This window comes from Pseudomonas sp. CIP-10, from assembly GCF_020911845.1.
GTDB lineage: Bacteria > Pseudomonadota > Gammaproteobacteria > Pseudomonadales > Pseudomonadaceae > Aquipseudomonas > Aquipseudomonas alloputida.
Map to the genome: position 1 here is coordinate 5,583,110 of NZ_CP087160.1, position 20,119 is coordinate 5,603,228.

At 63.3% G+C, this 20,119-nt stretch carries 15 protein-coding genes; 1 reads left to right on the forward strand and 14 read right to left on the reverse strand.

All coding sequences use genetic code 11. From position 1 onward, the window contains the following. Positions 1-267 precede the first annotated feature (267 nt). Positions 268-2,211 carry a methyl-accepting chemotaxis protein gene (locus LMH93_RS25180; RefSeq protein ID WP_230064717.1) on the forward strand — a complete coding sequence of 648 codons (1,944 nt, stop codon included), beginning with the start codon at positions 268-270 and terminating at the stop codon, positions 2,209-2,211. A gap of 109 nt (positions 2,212-2,320) precedes the next feature. Here the strand turns inward: LMH93_RS25180 and LMH93_RS25185 are convergent, their stop codons facing one another. The 14 genes from LMH93_RS25185 to hutC form a co-directional block, all read right to left on the reverse strand. Then, a complete protein-coding gene (locus LMH93_RS25185) occupies positions 2,321-3,055 on the reverse strand; it encodes an amino acid ABC transporter ATP-binding protein (RefSeq protein WP_003249271.1) in 735 nt (244 codons plus the stop codon). Then, positions 3,048-4,010: an amino acid ABC transporter permease gene (locus LMH93_RS25190; RefSeq protein WP_003249268.1), complete on the reverse strand. Its 963-nt coding sequence runs from the start codon at positions 4,008-4,010 to the stop codon at positions 3,048-3,050. Before LMH93_RS25190 ends, LMH93_RS25185 begins: the two co-directional genes overlap by 8 nt. Positions 4,011-4,089: 79 nt before the next feature. Further along, the gene (locus tag LMH93_RS25195; protein WP_029380729.1) at positions 4,090-4,887 is read right to left on the reverse strand and encodes a transporter substrate-binding domain-containing protein; all 798 of its coding nucleotides are present in this window, start codon (positions 4,885-4,887) and stop codon (positions 4,090-4,092) included. Positions 4,888-5,328: 441 nt separating this feature from the next. Next, positions 5,329-7,902 carry a glucans biosynthesis glucosyltransferase MdoH gene (mdoH, locus tag LMH93_RS25200; protein WP_019752661.1) on the reverse strand — a complete coding sequence of 858 codons (2,574 nt, stop codon included), beginning with the start codon at positions 7,900-7,902 and terminating at the stop codon, positions 5,329-5,331. After that, positions 7,895-9,634 carry a glucan biosynthesis protein G gene (locus LMH93_RS25205; RefSeq protein ID WP_003249263.1) on the reverse strand — a complete coding sequence of 580 codons (1,740 nt, stop codon included), beginning with the start codon at positions 9,632-9,634 and terminating at the stop codon, positions 7,895-7,897. The genes mdoH and LMH93_RS25205 overlap by 8 nt, the downstream gene beginning before the upstream one ends. 263 nt (positions 9,635-9,897) lie before the next feature. Beyond that, positions 9,898-10,335 carry a D-aminoacyl-tRNA deacylase gene (dtd, locus tag LMH93_RS25210; RefSeq protein ID WP_003249262.1) on the reverse strand — a complete coding sequence of 146 codons (438 nt, stop codon included), beginning with the start codon at positions 10,333-10,335 and terminating at the stop codon, positions 9,898-9,900. Continuing rightward, complete coding sequence (gene pip / locus LMH93_RS25215; protein ID WP_003249260.1) at positions 10,332-11,303, reverse strand: prolyl aminopeptidase; 972 nt, start codon at positions 11,301-11,303, stop codon at positions 10,332-10,334. The genes dtd and pip overlap by 4 nt, the downstream gene beginning before the upstream one ends. A 169-nt stretch (positions 11,304-11,472) precedes the next feature. Beyond that, positions 11,473-12,276, reverse strand: a complete 804-nt coding sequence (gene hutG / locus LMH93_RS25220; RefSeq protein ID WP_003249258.1) for an N-formylglutamate deformylase — start codon at positions 12,274-12,276, stop codon at positions 11,473-11,475. 10 nt (positions 12,277-12,286) lie between these two features. After that, positions 12,287-13,492, reverse strand: coding sequence for an imidazolonepropionase (gene hutI / locus LMH93_RS25225; protein WP_003249256.1), 1,206 nt, complete (start codon positions 13,490-13,492; stop codon positions 12,287-12,289). Between the two features lie 15 nt (positions 13,493-13,507). Further along, positions 13,508-14,911 carry an amino acid permease gene (locus LMH93_RS25230; protein ID WP_230064718.1) on the reverse strand — a complete coding sequence of 468 codons (1,404 nt, stop codon included), beginning with the start codon at positions 14,909-14,911 and terminating at the stop codon, positions 13,508-13,510. A gap of 158 nt (positions 14,912-15,069) precedes the next feature. After that, entirely contained in the window at positions 15,070-16,602 is a 1,533-nt protein-coding gene (hutH, locus tag LMH93_RS25235) for a histidine ammonia-lyase (protein ID WP_003249248.1), read from the reverse strand. A 108-nt stretch (positions 16,603-16,710) separates the two neighbouring features. Then, on the reverse strand, positions 16,711-18,384 hold the full coding sequence (gene hutU / locus LMH93_RS25240; RefSeq protein ID WP_004577162.1) for a urocanate hydratase: 1,674 nt from the start codon (positions 18,382-18,384) through the stop codon (positions 16,711-16,713). A 436-nt stretch (positions 18,385-18,820) separates the two neighbouring features. Further along, the gene (locus LMH93_RS25245; protein ID WP_088512561.1) at positions 18,821-19,393 is read right to left on the reverse strand and encodes a HutD/Ves family protein; all 573 of its coding nucleotides are present in this window, start codon (positions 19,391-19,393) and stop codon (positions 18,821-18,823) included. Next, positions 19,390-20,100: a histidine utilization repressor gene (hutC, locus tag LMH93_RS25250; protein WP_173881450.1), complete on the reverse strand. Its 711-nt coding sequence runs from the start codon at positions 20,098-20,100 to the stop codon at positions 19,390-19,392. Before hutC ends, LMH93_RS25245 begins: the two co-directional genes overlap by 4 nt. Positions 20,101-20,119: the final 19 nt, after the last annotated feature.

Below are 20,119 nucleotides of genomic sequence, written 5' to 3' on the forward strand. Positions count from 1 at the left end.
GCCCTGCTGGCCAATTCCACCCGCCGTTCACCGTTGCCGCCGCCACCGTATTCGCGGGTAAACCCGCGCCTACACACACGCACAGGCCATCGTAGGAGCGGGTTTACCCGCGAAGAGGACGGCACAGGACGAAATATATCCTACTGTTCGCGGCGAACTTTCCTACCTGTTTATCAGGTCAAGTCCTACAGCTCCGCTGCCGATGGGCAGAGATGTGATGCCAGCCATGCGCCTGCATCCTTTCTCTCACTCGCTCGGAGATTCCCCATGCTTGGCTCTCTCAACCGCAAGCTCGGCAACATCAGTGTCGCCGCCAAGCTGGCCCTCGGCTTCGCCGTGGTCCTGCTGCTCACCCTGGCCACCACCATCAGCGGCTGGCGTGCCCTGGATGGTGCCATCGTGCGCTCACAGCAACTCAGCGAAATAGGCCTGATCAACGACCTGACAAAAGACCTGCGCGCGGAACGCATCACCTACCGCGTGCTCAACGACGATGCCAGCAGAGCACGCATCAGCAACATCCTCGACCAGCTCAACAGCATGCTGACCACCCTGCAACAACGCAGCAACGTCGATGAGTCACGGCAGTTGCTGACAGAAAAAATGGCATTGTTGCAGAGCCTGCGCGACACCTTCAGCGAACTGCAGCGCAGCGTCGCCAGCCGTGTAGCCCTGCGCGAAGCCCTGCAGTCACAGGAACATGCACTCAGCGAGGCGATTGACCAACTGCAGACCCAGGCCTTGCTGAAAATGCCTGACGACAGTCAGCAAAGTGGTGTGCTGGGCCTGATGGACACCCTCAGCCGGCATGTCGAAGGTGCCAACCAGCAAAGCCTGGTTCCAGCCTACACCTTCGCCCCGGTCGAGGATTTTGCCAAAGTCGGTGATAACGCCCTGGATGCCGCCGACAATAGCCTTGCGCAACTGCTTGAAGGCCTTGCGCCGTTGGGCTTGCCACGTGCCATCAGTGAGCAACCCGGTGTCGAGCTGAGCAAGTACCGCACCAGCCTGGATCAGTATCGCCGCGCCGCCGTACGTGTGGAGCAGTTGCAGAACAACATGGAAAACATGGGCAACGAGCTGCGAACGGTGAGCCTCGAACTGGGCAAACGCAAGGTCGAACAACGCGACAGAGAGGCCTTGGCCGCCCGGTCGCTGCTGACCAGTGTGGCGCTGCTGGCCATGGTGGTAGGGGCGCTGGCCGCCTGGCTGATCACCTTGCAGATCACCCAGCCGTTGCGCCAGACACTGGCCGTGGCTGCCCGCATCGCCAAGGGTGACCTGAGCCAGGTCGACACCGTGCAACGTCGCGACGAAATGGGCCAGCTGCAAACCAGCATGCGCGAGATGACCTTGAGCCTGCGCGAGCTGATCGGTGGCATTGATCAGGGTGTCGGCCAGCTGTCACAGGCCGCCACACAGTTGGCGGCCAGTAGCGAAGACACCAAGCTGCGCATCAATCAGCAGCGCGAGGAAACTGACCAGGTGGCGACTGCCATGAACCAGATGAGCGCCACCGTGCAGGAAGTGGCACAGAACGCCGAGCAAGCCTCGCTGGCCGCGACCAGCGCTGACCAGCAGGCCCAGGTGGGTGACCAGGTCGTCGCCGAAGCCATCGGCCGTATCGAACAGCTGGCCGGGCAGATGGACCATTGCCTGGCGGCCATGCAGCACCTGGCAGGCGAGAGCCAGCGGATTGGCAGCATTCTCGATGTGATCAAGTCGGTGTCCGAACAGACCAACCTGCTGGCGCTGAACGCAGCGATCGAAGCGGCACGGGCCGGTGAAGCCGGGCGCGGTTTTGCCGTGGTGGCCGATGAGGTGCGTGGCCTGGCACAGCGTACGTCGACGGCGACCGAAGAGATCGGCCAACTGATCGACAGTCTGCACAACGGTACCGACGAAGTGACCCGCTTGCTGGACAGCAGCAAGAGCCTGACCGAACAGAGTGTGGAGCTGAGCCGCAGGGCCGGGCACGCACTGAGCCAGATCACCGACACGGTGTCGAGCATTCAGGGCATGAACCAGCAGATCGCCACCGCCAGTGAAGAGCAGAGCGTGGTGGCCGAGCAGATCAACCGAAGTGTGATCAATGTGCGGGATGTTTCGGATCAGACCAGCGCGGCCAGTGAGCAGACGGCAGCCTCGAGTGGAGAACTGGAGCATCTGGGGCAGCAATTGCGGGGGATGGTGGGGCGGTTCAGCCTCTGACTTCGCCTCGCCCTCTTCGCGGGCAAGCCCGCTCACACAGGTACATCACCCCCCTCAAGGCAGTGGTGGACATGCAGGAGCGAGCTTGCCCGCGAAGAAGCCAGCGCGGTTACAGCACCTGGCGCAGGAATGCCTGCGCACGCGGGTCTTTCGGCGCAGCGAAGAACGCGGCCGGGGCCGAATCTTCCAGCAGTTTGCCGTGGTCGAAGAACAGCACGCGGTCAGCCACTTCGCGGGCGAAGCCCATTTCGTGGGTGACGCAAACCATGGTCATGCCTTCCTGGGCCAGGGTCTTCATCACGTCCAGCACCTCACCGACCATTTCCGGGTCGAGCGCCGAGGTGGGCTCGTCGAACAGCATCACTTTCGGGTCCATCGCCAGGGCCCGGGCAATCGCTACCCGTTGCTGCTGGCCGCCAGAAAGCCGGGACGGGAATTCGTTGGCCTTCTGCGCGATACCGACCTTTTCCAGCAGCGCCCGGGCCTTGGCCTCGCGGTCAGCCTTGTTGCGCTTGCGCACCACCTTCTGCGCCAGGCACAGGTTTTCCAGCACAGTCATGTGCGGGAACAGGTTGAAGTGCTGGAACACCATGCCGACTTCGCGGCGGTAGGCATTGATGTCGGTCTTGGGGTCGGCCAGTTGCAGGCCATCGATGGCCACATGGCCTTGGTCGAAATGCTCCAGGCCGTTGAGGCAGCGCAGGAACGTCGACTTGCCAGACCCCGACGGGCCGAGCACGACCACCACTTCGCCCTTGGCGACCTGAGTGGTGACGTTATCCACAGCCCTTACCACCTGGCCACGGGTGTCGAAGACTTTCAGCAGGTCACGGACTTCAATCACTTTGCGCAAGCCTCCGCTCGAGCCGGCTGGCAATGTGCGACAGCGGCAGGTTGATCAGCAGGTACAGGCCTGCCACGCAGAACCAGATCTCGAAGGTAGAGAACGAGGTGGTGATGGCCTCACGGCCACTCTTGGTCAGCTCGGTGATGGCGATCACCGACACCAGCGAGGTGTCCTTGACCAGGCTGATGAACTGGCCGGCCAGGGGCGGAAGCACGCGCTTGAAGGCCTGCGGCAAGATCACATGGCGCATCGACTGGCCAGCGTTCAGGCCCAGCGACCGCGCAGCCTCGTTCTGGCCCTTGGCGATCGACTGCACGCCAGCACGGACGATTTCGGCCACGTAAGCACCAGTAAACAATGCCAGCGCCGCTACCCCGGCAAACTCGCGGGACAGGTTGAGCACGGTGCCGATGAAGAAGTAGAAGATGAAGATCTGCACCAGCAGCGGCGTGCCGCGCACCAGTTCGACATAGACGGTCGACAGGTCGCGCAGGGTCGGGTTGTTCGACAACCGGCACAATCCGGCGAACAGGCCGATCACCAGGCCCAGCGCCCCGGACACCACCGAGATCCACAAGGTGGTCCACAGGCCCCATGCCAGCGGGCCAGCGGCCCAATGGCGGGTTACCCCAATCTGGTCGCCTTCGGCAACATCGTCGCCGCGGCTCAGTTGCAGGCTGTCCTTGGCCACATCGAGCACTTGCTCGGCACCACTTTCGTCCTTCAGCGTGACGCGAGCGTTGTCACCGGAGATGACGATTTCCTGCACAGTGCCGTAGCCGGCAGCGCGTTGTGTTTCCTCGGCCTTGTAGGCGAAGTACTGCGGTACGCGGTTCCAGCGCCACTCGTAGGAAATCATCGAGGTGGCCATGTAAAGGCTGAGCGCCAGGCCTACCAGGACCAGGGCAGTCAACCCATGCCAAGGCCACTGGGCTTTCTTGTGTTTGATCACGTGGGGTACTTCCGTAAATGCGAACGCGCAGGGTTTGCCTGCGCGTCGGGGTCATAAAGCCGGGCTTGTGGCCTGAGCCTTATTCCATTTCCTTCAGCCAGTCCTTGTTCTTGAACCACTTATCGTGAATACGATCGTAGGTCCCGTCGTGCTTGATCTGGTGCAGGAAGTTGTTGATGAAGTTGATGCTGTCGTAGTCGCCTTTCTTCAGGCCGAAGGCCAGCGGCTCGTAGGTGAAGGGTTCTTCGAGGAACAGCAGCTTGCCGGCGCCGGCTTTCTCTACCGCCACCACGTTGTAAGGCGCGTCATAGACAAAGGCGTCGGCCTTGCCATTGACCACGTCCATCACCGCTTCCTGCTCGTTGTCGTAACCGTGGTACTTGGCTTTGCTGATCAGCTTCTTGGACACCATTTCGCCGGTGGTGCCAAGCTTGGAGGTCAGGCGGTACTTCTCGTTGTTCAGGTCCTTGTACGACTTGATCTCGCCAGCCAGCTCCTTGCGGATCAGCAGGGTCTGGCCAACCACGATGAAGGGTTCGCTGAAGTTCAGGCGCAGGTTGCGCTCCTGGGTCAGGGTCATGCCGCTGCCGATCATGTCGAACTTGTCGGTCAGCAAGGCCGGGATGATGCCGTCATAGGCGGTGGACACTGCCTCGAACTTCACGCCCATGGACTTGGCCATGGCTTTGAGGATATCGACTTCGAAGCCGATGATCTCGCCACGTTTGTTGGTCATCTGGAACGGCATGTAGGTTGGGTCCATGCCCACCCGCAAGGTGCCGCGCTTGACCGCGTCATCGATGGCGCCCGCCTGGGCCGCGGTCACGGCGACCAGGGCGGTCACACCGACCAGCAGTCGCGAAAGGTATTTCTTGATCATCACCAAGTCCCCTAGCAAGAAAAGTAGCGAATCTTATTGTGTTGGCACGGCCGTACTGGCCGAAGCGTCGTATCGGAGAAGGATGCTAACGCATGGCGGCCCGAGGACCTAGAGCCGCGGGGGGACTTTGTTGGCCAAAATGAGGGGGCTAGGCCAAAAAGCTTCGCGGGTGAACCCGCGCCTACAAGGGAATGTGTATCCCTGGTAGGAGCGCGTTCACCCGCGAAGAGCCCCGATCAGGCGTCCTGTAGGAGCGGGTTCACCCGCGAAGAGGCCCTGTCAGGCGCCCCGTAGGAGCGGGTCCATCGGGGCGCCGAACCGCCGCGAACAGGCCCTGTCAGGCGCCCCGTAGGAGCGGGTTCACCCGCGAAGAGGCCCTGTCAGGCGCCCTGTAGGAGCCGGTCCACCGGGGCGCCGAACCGCCGCGAACAGGCCCGATCAGGCGCCGACGAGTGCCGGTTGGCCTGCGCTTTCCGGGTGCAACGGCAACAGCGGCGAATGCGGGTCATTGTTGATCGACGCACGCCACACATCGATCCAGGCCGCATTGTGCTCGGCCCACACCTGCTCGTGCAGGCGGCTCAGTGCCACCGGGTCGCTGAGCAGGGCCAGGCGAGTATTGAGGTCCAGGCCTTTTGGCCCGACTTCAATTGCCTTGGCAACGCGCTCGGCACGCAACGCTTCGATCGGTGCCGCCTGGCCATGGCGGGCAGTGGCCATGGCGCAGGCCAGGGCGTTCTGCCGCGGGTCGACCACGGCCCGCACGAAACCATCATGCAAGGCATGCCAGCGGTTTTCGTGGGTGTACTGGTCGGTAGCCAACAGCTCTTGTGGGGTGGCGTATTCCTCTGGGATGAGGAACAGCTTCTCGTCCTTGGCCGCCAGGCCCAGGCGGGTGCGGCTGGAAATCACCGATACCGGGATCGACAGCACCAGCGAACCGACGATAGGCGCCAGCCACCACAGGAAGCTCGGGTTCAACCACGCCACCAGTGCGGCCCAGGCAACGCCCAGCAGCGTCTGCGGGCCATGCCGGCGCACGGCTTCGCCCCACGGCGTGGAGTCGTCGTCACGCTGCGGCGAGTTCCAGGTCGCAGCCCAGCCGAGGAACGCGGCCAGCACGAAGCGGGTGTGGAAGATCATGCGTACCGGTGCCAGCAACATGGAGAACAGCATCTCCATCAGCATCGACAAGGTGACCTTGACGCGTCCACCGTACTCGACGGCGCCCTTGGCCCAGATCAGGATGACGCTAAGCAGCTTGGGCAGGAACAGCAGCACAATGGTGGTGGAGAACAGCGCCACAGCCTTCTCCGGGTGCCACTGCGGCCACAGCGGGTAAAGCTGGTACGGCTCGATGAAATACTGCGGCTCCATCAGCGTGTTGGTCGCCAGCAGCGCGGTCGACAGCACCAGGAACAGGAACCACAGCGGCGCCGACAGGTAAGACATCACCCCGGTGAGAAACACCGCACGGTGAACCGGGTGCATGCCCTTGACCAGGAACAGGCGGAAGTTCATCAGGTTGCCGTGGCACCAGCGGCGGTCGCGCTTGAGCTCGTCGAGCAGGTTTGGTGGCAGTTCTTCGTAGCTGCCCGGCAAGTCGTAGGCAATCCACACACCCCAGCCGGCACGGCGCATCAGCGCGGCTTCGACGAAGTCGTGGGAAAGGATGGCACCGGCGAACGCGCCCTTGCCCGGCAACGGCGCCAGGGCGCAGTGCTCGATGAACGGCTTCATGCGGATGATCGCGTTGTGGCCCCAGTAGTGCGACTCACCCAACTGCCAGAAGTGCAGACCGGCAGTGAACAGTGGGCCGTACACGCGGGTAGCGAACTGTTGCATGCGTGCATACAGGGTATCCATGCCCGAGGCTTTCGGCCCGGTCTGGATGATGCCGGCGTCCGGGTTGGCCTCCATCAGGCGCACCAGGCTGCTCAGGCACTCGCCACTCATGACGCTGTCGGCGTCGAGCACGACCATGTACTTGTACTCGCCCCCCCAGCGACGGCAGAAGTCGTCGAGGTTGCCGCTCTTGCGCTTCACACGGCGCCGACGGCGGCGGTAGAAGATGCGGCCAAAGCCTTTGGTTTCGCGGCACACATCCAGCCAGGCCTGTTGCTCGGCCACGGCAATGTCGGTGTCGTTGGTGTCGCTGAGCACAAAGAAGTCGAACCGGTCGAGGTTGCCGCTGGCAGCCACCGACTCGAACGTTGCGCGCAGGCCGGCGAACACCCGCGGCACGTCTTCGTTGCAAATCGGCATCACCAGCGCGGTACGCGCCTCGGGCGCGATCGGCTCGTTGCCTGCGCTGCTACCGGAAATCTTGTATTTGTCACGCCCGGTGAGCAGCTCGAGGAAGCCCATCAGCGCGGTCCAGAAGCCCGCCGACACCCAGCAGAACAGGATGCCGAAGAGGATCAGGATGGAAGTTTGCAGGGCATACGGCCACACCTGCACCACCGTGTCCCACAGCGGCTGGTTGACGATTTCGTCAAAGTCCACGAACGACCAGCCCTGGTACGGCAGGATGCCTTTCATGTACCAGCCAGCGACGATAGTCTGGCCGATCATGAGCGTCAGCAGGATGTAACGGCGGATCGAGCCAACCGTGCGCCAGCGGGCCGGCGGCAGCTCGCGCTTGGGCGGCTGCGGGGCATTGGGGCGGCCGGTCATGCGTCGCCACATGCGGATCAGCACATTGGTGCGCCATGGCTCGGGCACGACCTTGGTGCGCTTGATCGGTGGGGCGATCTTCAGGCACAGGCGACCGCTGCCGTCGACGCCGAGCATTTCGGCGTCTTCCAGCTCGGCGGCGCTGCCCACGGTCAGGCGCGGGCCCACCGAGGCCTGCACGGCCTCGGCAGAGCTGGCGGCCGGGTTGGCCGCCAAGCGTTGGTGTAGCTCACTGAACGAGGTGCAGCTGGCAAGTTCAGCCCGCTGCTCGTCGCTCAGGGGTAGGTGGGCCAGGTACTCGCCAAGCGATTCCGGCCTTGCGCTTGAGTTACTCATCGGCAGGCAACTGATAGCTCCAGGTCTCGGTCAGCACCTTCTCGGTGGTGGCCGGGGCCCCGTTGGTGGGCGCCGCATCGGCGGCAGGTTGTTCGGCCTTGGCAGATTGCTCAGCCTTGACGGCTTTCTCGGCCTTGGCATGCTTGGCTGCGGCTTTGTCCTGCTTGGCGTCCTGGGCAGGCTTGGCGGGCTCGACCGGTACATCACGCACCAGTGCGGCGCGCATTTCGGTCGACTTGTTGGCTTCCTTGACCTTCAGGCGCAGGGTCAGGCGCCAGCCCTTGGTCTCAGGGTTATAGCGCAGATTGTTCTCGACCACCTCGGCGTTGTCGCCCACGCTGATCTGGCTGCGCACGGCGGTGTCTTCCGGCAGGGCCGCAAGCGCCGGGCCGGCGAAGTCGACCAGGAATGCCACGCTGCCATCTGGCTGGCGGATCAGGTTGGACTGCTTGACGTCACCCGTGGAACGCAGGGTCTGCTTGACCGAGCCCAGGTCAGGGGCCTGGAACTTCGGCTCGTCGATGGTCCAGTGCAGGCGGTAGGCGTACTCGAACGGCTTACCTGGCTCAGGCAGTTTCTCCGGGCTCCAGAAGGCCACGATATTGTCGTTGGTCTCGTCGGCGGTCGGGATTTCGACCAGGTCGACGCTACCCTTGCCCCAGTCACCCTTCGGCTCGATCCAGGCGCTTGGGCGCTTCTGGTAGTTGTCGTCGAGGTCTTCGTAGTCGCTGAAAGCACGCTGACGCTGCATCAGGCCGAAACCACGCGGGTTCTCGACGCTGAAGTTACTTACAGCCAGGTGTTTCGGGTTGTTCAGCGGGCGCCACAGCCACTCGCCGTTGCCGGCATGGATCGACAGGCCTTCGGAGTCGTGCAGGGCCGGGCGGTAGTTGAGCACCTTGGACGGCTGGTTGGGGCCGAACAGGTACATGCTGGTCAGCGGCGCAATGCCCAGGCGGCTGACATGGTCACGCAGGAACACGCGGGACTGCACGTCGACCACGGTGTCGTTGCCTGGACGCAAGGTCAGCTTGTAGGCGCCGGTAGAGCGCGGCGAATCCAGCAGCGCGTAGATCACCAGGTGCTTATCGGCTGGCTTGGGCTTTTCAACCCAGAACTCGGTGAAGCGCGGGAATTCTTCGCCCGACGGCAGGGCGGTGTCGATGGCCAGGCCACGGGCAGACAGGCCGTAGACGTGGCCCTTGCCGACTACGCGGAAATAGCTGGCGCCAAGCAGGGTCATGATCTCGTCCTGCTTGTCGGCCTTGTTGATCGGGTACAGCACGCGGAAACCGGCATAACCGAGGTTTTTGGTGGTTTCCGGGTCGTGCGGCACGTCACCGAACTCGAAGCGGTCCGGGTCGTACTTGATTTCCTCGACCTTGGTGGCGGTGACCTCGTTGATTTTCACCGGGGTGTCGAAGTGCATGCCCTGATGATAGAACGACAGTTTGAACGGGGTCTTGTCCTTGGCCCACTCGGCCTTTTCCTGCAGGAAACGGATTTTCTGGTAGTCCGCGAACTTCATGTCGCGGAACACGGCCGGCAGGTTGCTTTTGGGCGCGTCGTACTTCTGGCCGGCCAGATCCTTTGCCTTGGCAGCAACATCGTCAAGATTGAATGCCCACAGCTGGCCCGCGCTCATCAGGCCGACCAGAGCCACACTGGCCATCAGCGCCTTGCGTAGCCCGACGCTGGGGATTCTTGATGCTTTTTGGGGACTAACAATCACGAGCAACCCTCGCCGAAAACAGATCATGAAACCAACGGCCAGCGACAAATGCCGGGTTGGCGAGCACTGTTCGGACCCCGCGAGGGCGTAATGATTCCCCAAACGGATCCAGACAATGCTCGAGTCAGAGTGAAACGGACCTACGAACGCAGGTCCATGCAGCGCGCGATTATCCAGCAGGTTGCGTGACAACGCATCAGGCTGGAGCAACTATTTATCGTACAAAACCCCTTGTTTTCCTGTGAACAAAGGGTTTTTTGACCTCATATTTGTAACATAAATGTTACCGGGCCATCATTGACCAGGTGCACCTGCATATCTGCACCAAAACGGCCGCTGGCTACGTCGGCGTACTGTGCTTTTGCCTGTTGCAAAAGATAGTCGAACAACTCGGCGCCGAGGGCCGGTGGCGCTGCGGTCGAGAAGCTTGGGCGCATGCCGTTGCGGGTGTCGGCCGCCAAGGTGAACTGTGACACCAGTAGCAGGCCACCCCCGACATCCTTGAGCGACAGGTTCATCTTGCCCTGCTCGTCACTGAACACACGGTAGTTCAGCAGCTTGTGCAACAGCTTATCGGCCTGTTCACGGGAATCTTCAGGCTCGACCGCGACCAGCACCAGCAACCCTTGGTCGATGGCGCCGACCACCTCCCCCGCCACTTCAACCCGCGCACCGCGCACGCGCTGCAGCAGGCCCCTCATGCTTCTTCCAGGGGCAGGTCGAGCAGGCGCCGGGCCATCTGGTCGGCGGCACGCACCAAGGCATCGGTGATGCCAGGCTCGGAAGCCGCGTGACCGGCGTCACGGATCACTTTCAACTCACTGTTCGGCCAGGCCTGGTGCAACGCCCAGGCGTTGTCCAAGGGGCAGATCACATCGTAGCGCCCATGCACGATCACCGCCGGCAGGTGGGCGATTTTGGGCAGATCGCGGATCAGCTGGTCCGGTTCGAGGAAGGCGTTGTTCATGAAGTAGTGGCATTCGATGCGGGCGATCGACAACGCCCGCTGCGGTTCGGAAAAGCGGTCGACCACCAGCGGGTTGGGGCGCAGGGTGGCGGTACGGCCTTCCCAGGTGGACCACGCCTTGGCGGCGTGCATCTGGGCGATCTGGTCGTTACCGGTCAGGCGTTTGTGGAAGGCCCTGACCAGATCGCCGCGTTCCTCCGGTGGAATCGGTGCGATGTAGTCCTGCCAGTAGTCGGGGAACAGGCGGCTGGCGCCTTCCTGGTAGAACCACTCGATTTCCTGCGGCCGGCACAGGAAGATGCCGCGCAGGATCAGGCCGTGCACGCGTTCTGGGTGAGCCTGAGCGTAGGCCAGGGCCAGGGTCGAGCCCCAAGAGCCACCAAACAGCACCCACTTGTCTATGCCAAGGTGTTCGCGAATGCGCTCCAGGTCTTCGACCAGGTGCCAGGTGGTGTTGTTCTCCAGGCTCGCATGGGGCGTGGAGCGGCCACAGCCGCGCTGGTCGAAGGTGATGATGCGGTACAGGTTGGGATCAAAGTAGCAGCGGCTCTGGGCGTCGCAGCCAGCGCCAGGGCCTCCGTGGATGAACACCACGGGCAGACCTTCCGGCGAGCCGCTTTCGTCGACATAAAGCACATGCGGCGCTTCCACGGCCAGATCGTGCCTGGCGTAGGGTTTGATCTGCGGGTAGAGGGTCTGCATTGCGCACTCCGTGTGAGGATTATTCGGCCGTGGGCCATCATAAACCTGAATTGCGCTTTCAGCACCGTCCTTGCTGACGCGTTCGAACGGCGCGAATTGACCCTTGCGCAGATTTCCGGCAACTGCCTCCCACGGTGCCTGGCGACGCCAATAGCGTCGCCGCCTCCACTCAACGCTTGTAACGCGCGTCGCCCCAGGCCAGCAGCGCTTGCAGAAGCTGCCTCAATACCGCTTGCGTCGGTTGCGCCAAGTCTTCCCGGTAGGCAAACGGCTCGACTTCCTCCATATAGGTGCTTTGCGCCAGCTCCAGTTGCACAGCATGGATATGGTTGGCCGGGTCGCCATAATGCCGGGTGATGTGACCGCCTTTGAACCGACCATTAAGCACATGGCTGTAACCTTGCACCTCGGCGCACACACCCTGCAGCCGCTCAGCCAGTGCCGGATCGCAACTGGCGCCGTTGAAAGTACCCAGGTTGAAGTCCGGTAGCTTGCCGTCGAACAGGTGCGGGATCAGCGAACGGATCGAATGGGCATCCCACAGCAGCGCATAGCCAAACTGCTCACGCAAGCGGTCCAGTTCACGACGAATGGTCGCGTGATAAGGGCGCCAGATTTGCTCCAGATAGCGTTTGCGCTCTTCGCCAGACGGCGCCAGCCCGTCTTTGAAGAGGGGTTCGCCGCCGAACAAGGTCGCCGGGTACAAGCCCGTGGTGGCGCCGGCGTACAGCGGCTTGTCGTCGTCCGGACGGTTCAGGTCGATGACGAAGCGTGAGTACTCTGCGGCTACCACGCTGGCACCCAAGTCACGGGCAAAGTCGTACAACTGCGGGATGTGCCAGTCGGTGTCCGGCAAGCTTTGCGCCTGGTCGACCAGGCCGTCGCGCACGGCGTCGGTCAGACGCAAGCCAGCGTGCGGCATGCTGATCAGCAGCGGCAGGCGACCTTGGTGAAAACTCAATACCTTGTCCATCGTGCCTCGCTCAGTTGGAGATTTCGTGGCCCATGCGCACTACGCGCTTGGGCAGGTCGCCACCCAGCCAGTAGGCCAGGTCGGCGGGGCGTTCGATTTGCCAGGCAACGAAGTCGGCCACCTTGCCCACTTGCAGCGAGCCGTGACTGTCACCCAGGCCCAGCGCCGTGGCGGCGTGCACCGTAACGCCTGCCAGGGCCTCTTCCGGTGTCATGCGGAAGCAGGTGCAGCCCATGTTCAGCATCAACCGCAGCGACAAGCCTGGCGAGGTGCCGGGGTTGAGGTCGCTGGCCAGGGCAATCTTTACCCCGTGGCGGCGCAATGCATCCATTGGCGGCAGCTGGGTTTCACGCAGGAAGTAGAAAGCACCCGGTAACAGTACGGCGACCGTGCCGGCGTTTGCCATGGCCACGGCGTCTTCCTCTGTCATGAACTCCAGGTGGTCAGCCGACAGTGCCTGGTAACGCGCGGCCAGGCTTGAGCCGTGCAACGATGACAGCTGTTCGGCATGCAGCTTGACCGGCAGGCCCAGTTCGCGCGCCTTGATGAACAGCCGCTCGACCTGGGCCGGCGAGAACGCGAGGTGTTCGCAGAAGGCATCCACCGCATCCACCAGGCCTTCGCCGGCCAGGGCAGGCAACATCTGGTCACAGATGTGCGCGATGTAGTCGTCGGCCCGACCCGCGTACTCCGGGGGCAAAGCGTGCGCCGCCAGGCAGGTGGCACGCACCGTCAGCGGCAGCTCGTCAGCCAGGCGCCGGGCCACTCGCAGCATCTTGCGCTCATTGGCCAAGTCCAGGCCGTAGCCGGACTTGACCTCGAGGGTGGTCACGCCATCGCGCATCAGTGCCTGAACGCGCTGGCGAGCACTGGCGAACAGCTCGTCTTCGCTGGCCGCCCGGGTAGCCCGCACGGTACTCGCGATACCCCCGCCCTGCGCGGCGATTTCGGCATAGCTCACGCCCTGCAGGCGCTGCTCGAACTCGCCGCTGCGGTTGCCACCGAACACCGCATGGGTGTGGCAGTCGATCAGGCCGGGGGTGACCCAGGCCCCCCCCAGGTCAACCGTGCGGTCAGCTTCGACCGGTGCCAGCTCGGCGCGTGGGCCTATCCACTCGATCAGCCCGGCGCTGGTGACGATCGCCGCGTCCTCGATGGCCGAGTAACGGCCATCGGCCATGGTTGCAACATGGCAATGCTGCCAGAGGGTTCTCATGCACAATCTCCTTTGCTAGCGGTGCAGCTCGGCCGGCTCCGCTACCGGCTGGCCCTGCCCTGCGCGCGGCTTGCACCACAGCAGGTAGGACGCCACCAGGAACACCACCCAGATCACGCCGACGATCAATGCCGCCTGGGTGTCCGGGAAGTAACCGAGCACGCCAAAGATGAACACCATGAACGCAATGGCCATGGCCGGGCCGTATGGCCAGAACGGTACCGGGAACTTGAGCTGGGCCACTTCCTCGCGGCTCATGCTGCGGCGCATGGCTACCTGGGTGAGCAGGATCATCAGCCACACCCACACCGTGGCGAAGGTGGCGATCGAGGCAATCAGCAGGAACACATTTTCCGGGATCAGGTAGTTGAGCAATACGCCGATCAGCAGCGCAGCCCCCATCACCACGACGGTCATCCACGGTACGCCATGTTTCGACAACTTGCTGAAGCCGCGCGGGGCGTGGCCTTGCTGGGCCAGGCCATACATCATGCGGCCAGCGCCAAAGATGTCGCTGTTGATGGCAGAGATGGCAGCGGAAATCACCACGACGTTCAGCACGGCAGCGGCAGAACCAATGCCCAGGTTGCTGAAGATCTGCACGAACGGGCTGCCCTGGCTACCGATCTGCGGCCAGGGGTACAGGCACATCAGCACGAACAGGGTGAGCACGTAGAACAGCAGGATACGCAGTGGCACCGCGTTGATCGCTTTGGGAATGACGCGCTGCGGGTCTTTTGCCTCACCGGCGGTGACGCCGATGATCTCGATACCGCCGAAGGCGAACATCACCACGGCAAACGACGCAATCAAGCCCCCCACGCCGTTAGGCATGAAGCCGCCGTGGTCGAACAGGTCGCTCATGCCTACGGCATGCCCGGTACCCACCTGGCTGAAACCGAAGGCCATGATGCCGAGGCCGGCCAGGATCATCGCCACGATGGCGCCGACCTTGAGCAGCGACAGCCAGAATTCCATTTCGCCGAATACCTTGACGTTGCACAGGTTGAGGCCGCCGATCAGGAAAACGATGCCCAGCACCCAGATCCAGCGGGCTACCTCCGGGAACCAGAAGCCCATGTAGATACCGAACGCGGTGACGTCCGCGATGGCGACGATGACCATCTCGAATGCGTAGGTCCAGCCGAGGATGAAACCGGCCATTGGGCCGAGGTAGGTCGTGGCGTAGTGGCCGAAGGAGCCGGCCACCGGGTTGTGCACGGCCATTTCGCCAAGGGCGCGCATGACCATGAACACGGCGGCGCCGCCGATCAGGTAGGCCAGCAGCACGGCCGGGCCTGCCATCTGGATGGCCGAGGCAGAGCCGTAGAACAGGCCGGTGCCGATGGCGGAGCCGAGGGCCATGAAACGGATGTGGCGGGCACTTAGCCCGCGCTTGAGACCTTGAGCTTGTTGCATGTCACGTCCTTGAATTGTTTTTGTGGTCGTGAGATTGAGCGGCTGCTGCGCAGCCCCTTCGCGGGCAAGCCCGCTCCTACATGGATAGCGTTTGCAGATCGCAAGCTGTGTAGGAGCGGGCTTGACCGCGAAGGGCCGCCAAGCGGCCCCAAGGGGCATTACAGGCTTGGCAGCACACCCGCCGGCAGCAAGCCGGTCAGACTACCTTTGGCCAACAGGTCCACGGCCTTTTCGATATCCGGCGCGAAGAAACGGTCACGGTCGTAATGCGGCACCTCGCTGCGCAGCGCCTGGCGCGCCTGCTCCAGCTTGGCCGAAGTCTTCAGGCCTTTGCGCAGGTCCAGGCCCTGGCACGCGCCCAGCCATTCGATGGCCAGCACGCCACGGGTGTTTTCGGCCATTTCCCACAGGCGCTTGCCGGCAGCCGGGGCCATCGACACGTGGTCTTCCTGGTTGGCCGAAGTTGGCAGGCTGTCGACACTGTGCGGGTGCGACAAAGCCTTGTTCTCGCTGGCCAGGGCGGCAGCGGTGACCTGGGCGATCATGAAGCCAGAGTTGACCCCACCGTTTTCCACCAGGAACGGCGGCAATTGGGACATGTGCTTGTCCATCATCAGCGAGATGCGACGCTCGCTGAGCGAACCGATTTCGGCGATGGCCAGGGCCAGGTTGTCGGCGGCCATGGCCACCGGTTCGGCGTGGAAGTTGCCGCCGGAGATCACATCACCTTCGGCAGCGAACACCAGCGGGTTGTCCGACACGGCGTTGGCTTCGATGCCCAGTACCTCGGCGGCCTGGCGCAGCTGGGTCAGGCAGGCACCCATGACCTGCGGCTGGCAGCGCAGCGAGTACGGGTCCTGGACCTTGTCGCAGTTCTTGTGCGACAGCGACACTTCGCTGGAGTCGCCCAGCAGGTCGCGGAAGCAGGCGGCGGTGTCGATCTGGCCGCGCTGGCCACGCACTTCGTGGATACGCGCATCGAACGGCGAACGCGAGCCCAGCGCAGCTTCGACGCTCAGGCCACCGCAGGCGATGGCAGCGGCATACAGGTCTTCGCCCTGGAACAGGCCACGCAAGGCATAGGCGGTGGAGGCCTGGGTACCGTTGAGCAGGGCCAGGCCCTCTTTGGCGGCCAGGGTCAGCGGCTCGAGGCCGGCAATCGCCAAGGCCTCGGTGGCCGGCAGCCACTGGCCCTTGTAGCGGGCCTTGCCTTCACCCAGCAGCACCAGCGACATATGCGCAAGCGGCGCAAGGTCACCGGATGCGCCGACCGAGCCTTTCAGCGGGATGTGCGGGTAGACTTCGGCGTTGACCAGGGCAATCAGCGCGTCGATGACTTTGCGGCGGATGCCGGAGAAGCCACGGCTGAGGCTGTTGATCTTCAGCACCATGATCAACCGCACCAAGTCGTCATCCAGCGGCGCGCCGATACCGGCGGCGTGGGACAGCACCAGCGAACGCTGCAGGTTCTCCAGGTCATGGCTGGCGATGCGGGTCGAGGCCAGCAGGCCGAAGCCGGTGTTGATGCCGTAGGCAGTACGGTCTTCGGCAATGATCTGTTCGACACAGGCGACGCTGGCGTCGATGGCCGGTGCGGCGCTGGCATCCAGTTGCAGGCGCACGGGCGCGGCATGGATCGCGCGCAGCTGGGCCAGGGTCAGGGTGCCAGGCTTGAGGGTGAGTTCGGTCACGTTACTACTCCAAATCGCGTGGAGCCGCAGGCCCGCTTGTGGGTGCCTGCGCGCTCCTTCTTGTTGTTCAGTATCACCCCTTGCAGGGTGCGATCCAAAGCGTGGTGATCAGCCGGTGATCATCGGCAGGTCCAGGCCCTGCTCCTTGGCGCAGTCGATGGCGATGTCATAACCGGCATCGGCGTGACGCATGACGCCAGTCCCTGGGTCGTTGGTCAGTACCCGGGCGATGCGCTCGGCGGCCTCATCGGTACCGTCGCAGACGATGACCATGCCCGAGTGCTGCGAGAAGCCCATGCCCACGCCACCGCCATGGTGCAGCGATACCCAGGTGGCGCCGCCTGCGGTGTTCAGCAGGGCGTTGAGCAGCGGCCAGTCGGAAACAGCGTCCGAACCATCACGCATGGCCTCGGTTTCGCGGTTCGGGCTGGATACCGAGCCGGAGTCGAGGTGGTCACGGCCGATCACCACCGGTGCCGACAGCTCGCCGCTGCGGACCATTTCGTTGAAAGCCAGGCCCAGCTTGGCGCGAAGGCCCAGCCCCACCCAGCAGATACGTGCCGGCAGGCCCTGGAAGCTGATGCGCTCGCGGGCCATGTCCAGCCAGCGGTGCAGGTGGGCGTCGTCGGGGATCAGTTCCTTGACCTTGGCGTCGGTCTTGTAGATGTCCTCGGCTTCACCGGACAGCGCCGCCCAGCGGAACGGGCCGACCCCGCGGCAGAACAGTGGGCGGATGTAGGCCGGGACGAAGCCTGGGAAGTCGAAGGCATTGGCCACGCCCTCTTCCTTGGCCATCTGGCGGATGTTGTTGCCGTAGTCGAAGGTCGGGATGCCCTGCTTCTGGAAGTCCAGCATGGCCTGCACGTGCACGGCCATCGACTGCTTGGCAGCCTTGACCACTGCAGCTGGTTCGGTCTGCGCGCGGTCGCGGTACTGTTCCCAGGTCCAGCCAGCAGGCAGGTAGCCGTTCAGTGGGTCGTGGGCGCTGGTCTGGTCGGTGACCATGTCCGGGCGCACGCCACGTTTGACCAGCTCTGGGAGGATTTCGGCGGCGTTGCCATGCAGGGCGATGGAGATGGCCTTGCCTTCGGCGGTGTACTTGGCGATGCGTGCCAGGGCGTCGTCGAGGTCAGTGGCCTGCTCGTCGACGTAGCGGGTTTCCAGGCGGAAGTCGATACGGCTCTGCTGGCATTCGATGTTCAGCGAGCAAGCCCCGGCCAGGGTCGCGGCCAGTGGCTGGGCGCCGCCCATGCCGCCCAGGCCAGCGGTGAGTACCCACTTGCCTTTCAGGCTGCCGCCGTAGTGCTGGCGACCGGCTTCGACGAAGGTTTCATAGGTGCCCTGGACGATGCCTTGGCTGCCGATGTAGATCCAGCTGCCGGCGGTCATCTGGCCGTACATGGCCAGGCCTTTGGCGTCCAGTTCGTTGAAGTGTTCCCAATTGGCCCAGTGTGGCACCAGGTTGGAGTTGGCGATCAGCACGCGCGGTGCGTTGCTGTGGGTCTTGAACACACCGACCGGCTTGCCCGACTGCACCAGCAGGGTTTCGTCGTCTTCCAGGCGGGTCAGGGTTTCGACGATCTTGTCGTAGCACGCCCAGTTGCGCGCGGCGCGGCCGATACCGCCGTATACCACCAGCTCTTTCGGGTTTTCCGCGACCTGTGGATCGAGGTTGTTCATCAGCATGCGCAGTGGCGCTTCGGTCAGCCAGCTTTTGGCGGTCAGCTTGTTGCCACGTGGGGCACGGATTTCAACGTCACGGTATTTGTTGTTGTCGGTCACGGGAAAGGTCCTCTGCGGTCGTCCGCGGGCGGGTATGTCGTGGTCAATATACAAACACACCTTTACTTGTATGTACAAGCATGGACAACCAAAATATTCGGACCTGTTGTTCCTGCTTTGATTTTTTTTTGGGGGGGGTGAAGCGAGCGTCGGTCCGGCTTGAGTTTTGCGGCGGCGCATAAATCGAGCGCCGCCCGCGCGGCGCATCGCGACGCAAGGCCGCTCCCACATTTGTTTCGGGCCAATTACTCCTGTGGGATTCGCGCGCGAGCCCCTTGGCGCATGACTCAATATCGCGTCGTACAAACAAGGCGGTCGCGCGCGCATGGCACAGGAGGGACTGGCCCGAAACAAATGTGGGAGCGGCCTTGCGTCGCGATGCGCCGCGCGGGCGGCGCTCGATCTCACAGGCGATGAAAATGTATCGCCAAGCCCATCAGCGAGAAATGAGCTCAATCAAGCAAAACCGCCCCTGAACCTCCAGCCCAAGCAATTCGTCATTGCCCTCCAGCCGCAGGCAGTCATACAACCCTAGCCGCTGCGTTTCACGCCCCACGATGGTCACCTCAACATGGCTGCTGGCAGCAAACAACAACACCGTCGACGCCGAGCTGTACACCCGGCTGGTGCCATCCAGCCACTGCAGCCGCGCCCGATATCGCTCAGGTGCATAGATCAGGTTGAAATCGCGGATCGCCCCGCCCAGCAACTTGCAGCTGACCTGGCTCTCGCCGCTGAACGCAAACGCATCGAACGCCAGCAATGGCCGACTGGCCTGGCCGTCGACCAGCAGGCGCATGCCGTCGCCCTGCAGCACGGTGATGATCCGCTGGTAGCCGGCAAAGGTGGAAAACCCGCCCGACTCTTCGATATCGGCAATCGACAGACGCCAGCCAAAACCGTCCAGGCCCTCGCCACTGTCGCGGGTGATCTCTTCGGTGAAACCGCCACCGTTCTTCCACGGCATGCGCGGGTAATCGTGCGCACGCAACAACTGCAGCTGACTCATTTGCTGAAACGTCCTTCCAGGCGATGACGGGAACCGGGGTGGATCAGCCGTGCAGCGGTCACCGGCTGGCGGCCGGACCAGGTGCGACGACGAATCAGCAGGCAAGGCTCGCCCCGCTCGATCTGCAACAGGCGGCATTCTTCCGGCTCGGCCAGGATCGCCTCGACCACATGCTCACCTTCGGTCAACGGCGCCACCTGGGACAGGTAGGCGTAAGGCGTCTGCCGAGTAAAGTCCTGCTTGAGGTAGTCGGGGGCGATGGCCGCGTTAACGTAGCGGTCCTCGATCTGCACCGGCACGCCGTTCTCGAAATGCACGATCAGCGAATGGAACACCCGCTGACCTTCACGCATGTCCAGAGCCAGCGCCCGCTCGGAGCCGGCCGCTTCTTCGGCAAGCGTGATCACCTGGCAGCTATGCTGGTGCCCGCGCGCGGCAATTTCATCGGCAATGTTGTTGACCTCGAACAGCGCCGAACGGCCCTTGGGCTCGGCCACGAAGGTGCCGACCCCTTGCATGCGCACCAGCAGGCCCTCGGCGGTGAGTTCACGCAGGGCGCGGTTGATGGTCATGCGGCTGAAACCCAGCTCGTTGACCAACTCGCTCTCGGAGGGTACCCGGTGATGCGGTGGCCAGCTGCCGTTGTCGATCTGCTGGATGATCATCTGTTTGACCCGGGCGTAGAGCGGCGCCGGGCCCTCGCCCATCTGGGCAACCAGCACGGAG